The following is a 2,181-nucleotide window of genomic DNA, read 5'->3' as shown; positions in this document are numbered from 1 at the left end:
AATATCCCCAACATGGATGAAGAAGAAGGCGGTGTAACAGCAAGAATCGTTGAACCTTTCTTAAGCTTTGAACCAGAAACAGGCGTGAGAAATAAGGATAAATACCATAAAATTGAAGGTGGACATGTTAGAGCGGCGCGATAAAGAAATCACAGATCTAAAAAGACGTGTGGCCAATATGGTTGTGGTGGGAAAAATTAGCCATGTAGACCATAAAAACGCACGCTATCGGATAAAAAGTGGCAATCTTGTCAGTGACTGGATTCCAGACACACAAGCCCGCGCCGGTAAAACACGCTCTTATGAAGGGCGCGATGTTGGAGAACAAGTTGTTGTGGTTTCTTCCTCAGGCGATTTATCACAAGGGGTGATTGTGGGTTCACTTCACACCGATGCTAATCAAGCAGCCGATAAAGGCAGTATTCACCGAACGATATACCCTGATGGAACCAGCCTTGAATATGATGATGAACAAAACACTTATGGAATTCATATCAAATCAGGGGGAAAATTTATCCTGACAATCTCTGATGGTGTGTCACTAAAAGGTGATGGGGGCAAGCTAGAGCTTACCGCACCGGCAGGCATAAAGATTGTTTCAGAAAGCGATATAAATTTAAACGCAAAAGGCAGCATCTCTTTGAAGGCAGGTGGTGGCGTTTCACTGAATTCGAATGATAGTCTCTCTCTTCATTCTGGGAATAATGTTTCCATTCATTCAAGTGGACTAAAGCATAACGGCACCAATATTGGAAACAGCCATGTTCATGGTGGTGTTTCCCCTGGTGGCTCGATGACAGGAGGTCCCAATTGAACAGTGGAATGGACCGTATGACAGGAAAGTCGTTATCCGGTATTGATCATTTGCGCCAATCAATCCTTGACATTTTGTCAACACGCATTGGTTCGCGTGTCATGCGGCGTGATTATGGTTCACGCGTTGCAGAACTCATTGATGCTCCAGTGAATAATGCTTTTGCTGTTGCTCTTTATGCCGCTGTTGCTGAGGCTTTAGACAAGTGGGAACCGCGTTTTAAATTGAGAAAAATTGATTTTAAAATGGTTGAGGCTGGACAAGTTTCCTTATCCTTTGAAGGCATTTATTTGCCATCAGGCAAGCCCATTACCATGGAAGGATTACTGATAAAATGAATGGAGTACTTGCAAAACCGGAAATCATCACAGAACTTTCTTTTGAGGAAATACGCGCTGCTGCTCTTGCCCATTTAAAAGAGCTCTTACCTAGCTATATTTTTTTAGAAAGTGACCCGGCTGTAAAAGTCATTGAGGCTTTTAGCTATCGAGAGTTGCTTTTAAGACAGCGTATTAACGAAGCAGCACGCAACAACATTCTTGATTTTGCAACCGGTGAATCTCTTGATGCTTTGGGAAATTGGCATGGTCTTGCCCGCATGGAGGGCGAAAGTGATGAGAGGTATCGTGAACGCATAGAGCTTCATGCCCGTGGTGGTAACGGCAGCGGGACAGAGCCCTATTACAAGCTTATAGCCTTAACAGCAGATAGTCGTGTTAAGGATGCGATTGTTTACCGTAAAGGCAAAGACCCAACCATCTATGTTGCTCTTTTTGGCAATAACGAAGAAGGAACCGCCTCTGAAGATCTCATACAAATAGTCTCAGAATCTCTGCACAGAAAAAATATCATCATGACCAATGATACAATCATTGTTCACACTGCTGTCAAAAAAGTGCTGGATTTAGAAGCAGATGTTTGGCTGTTACCAGAAACATCTTTGAAAATTCTCACGACAATGGAAGCAAATTTAAGAGCGGCGTGGAGACAAGAACAAGCCATCGGTCGTGAATTAAGCCTCTCGTGGTGGATTTCAAAACTCATGATTGCTGGTGTCCAAAAAGTGATTGCCATTGCGCCAACAAGGGACAGTAGGGTTTGTGATGAAGAAGTTTTATCGATTGGAAAAATCACCTTAAACTTCAAAGGGCGTGCCCGCTAATGGTTAGCTCCCTCCTCCCCACAAACGCAACAGAATTTGAAAAGCACCTTGCCGATGCTTGTGACTTTCATCAAGATATTGATGGTTCTGTTTTGGGGATTTCACGCGCAAAACTGATCACACGCCCTCCCCGTTTCTTGCCGTGGCTCATTGAAGAATACGGGCTTGGAGAGCTTACACCTTATGTTCCAAACCTTTATGATTT

Annotated in this window: 3 protein-coding genes and 1 pseudogene; all 4 read left to right on the top strand. The window is 43.6% G+C overall.

Features of this window, described 5'->3' with window-relative positions; all coding sequences use genetic code 11:
* Positions 1 to 124 precede the first annotated feature (124 nt).
* Positions 125 to 814: a phage baseplate assembly protein V gene (locus ABD915_RS09420; protein ID WP_345117662.1), complete on the top strand. Its 690-nt coding sequence runs from the start codon at positions 125 to 127 to the stop codon at positions 812 to 814.
* On the top strand, positions 811 to 1,152 hold the full coding sequence (locus tag ABD915_RS09415) for a GPW/gp25 family protein (protein WP_345117660.1): 342 nt from the start codon (positions 811 to 813) through the stop codon (positions 1,150 to 1,152). Before ABD915_RS09420 ends, ABD915_RS09415 begins: the two co-directional genes overlap by 4 nt.
* Entirely contained in the window at positions 1,149 to 1,976 is an 828-nt protein-coding gene (locus ABD915_RS09410; protein ID WP_345117658.1) for a baseplate J/gp47 family protein, read from the top strand. The genes ABD915_RS09415 and ABD915_RS09410 overlap by 4 nt, the downstream gene beginning before the upstream one ends.
* A pseudogene (locus ABD915_RS09405) lies at positions 1,976 to 2,181 on the top strand (phage tail protein); the annotation flags it as partial. The gene ABD915_RS09410 and the pseudogene ABD915_RS09405, both read left to right, overlap by 1 nt.

Source organism: Bartonella jaculi, assembly GCF_039543045.1.
In the GTDB taxonomy this organism is placed as follows: domain Bacteria; phylum Pseudomonadota; class Alphaproteobacteria; order Rhizobiales; family Rhizobiaceae; genus Bartonella; species Bartonella jaculi.
The sequence above is the reverse complement of the archived record's forward strand: the minus strand, read 5'-3'. Positions and strand labels throughout refer to the sequence as shown.

Excerpts from the sequence above, each read along its gene's own strand:
- ABD915_RS09410 (WP_345117658.1), top strand. The coding sequence starts at position 1,149 with ATGAATGGAGTACTTGCAAAACCGGAAATCATCACAGAACTTTCTTTT.
- ABD915_RS09420 (WP_345117662.1), top strand. The coding sequence starts at position 125 with ATGTTAGAGCGGCGCGATAAAGAAATCACAGATCTAAAAAGACGTGTG.